The 749-nt window shown below is 46.7% G+C and carries 1 protein-coding gene; it reads left to right on the top strand.

Going from position 1 to position 749, the window contains the following annotated elements:
- The coding region (locus C9J40_RS21800; RefSeq protein ID WP_146144080.1) for an elongation factor Tu at positions 1 to 749 on the top strand (749 nt) is incomplete at both ends.

Here is a 749-nt window from a genome sequence, read left to right on the forward strand (position 1 = left end):
CACGTTGACCACGGTAAAACAACTCTAACTGCTGCTATCTGTACTACACTTTCAAAAGTGTACGGTGGTGCTGCTCGTGACTTCGCATCAATCGATAACGCTCCAGAAGAGCGTGAGCGCGGTATCACAATCTCTACTTCTCACGTAGAGTACGATACTCCAACTCGTCACTACGCACACGTTGACTGTCCTGGACACGCCGATTACGTTAAAAACATGATCACTGGTGCTGCTCAAATGGACGGCGGTATCCTAGTTGTTGCTGCAACTGACGGCCCAATGCCACAAACACGTGAGCACATCCTACTTGGTCGCCAGGTTGGTATCCCTTACATCATCGTATTCATGAACAAGTGTGACATGGTTGATGATGAAGAACTACTTGAGCTAGTTGAGATGGAAGTTCGTGAACTTCTTTCTGAGTACGACTTCCCAGGTGATGATTGCCCAGTAATCATGGGTTCTGCTCTAGGCGCTCTAAACGGCGAGAAAGAGTGGGAAGACAAGATTGTTGAACTAGCAGAAGCTCTAGATAACTACATCCCAGAGCCAGAGCGTGCAATCGATCGTCCATTCATTCTTCCAATCGAAGATGTATTCTCAATCCAAGGCCGTGGTACTGTTGTAACTGGTCGTGTTGAGCAAGGTATCATCAAAGTTGGTGACGAAGTTGCTATCGTTGGTATCGTAGACACTATTACAACTACTTGTACTGGTGTTGAGATGTTCCGTAAGCTTCTTGACGAAGG

The sequence above is a fragment of the Photobacterium sp. GB-72 genome, assembly GCF_003026095.1.
Taxonomy (GTDB): domain Bacteria; phylum Pseudomonadota; class Gammaproteobacteria; order Enterobacterales; family Vibrionaceae; genus Photobacterium.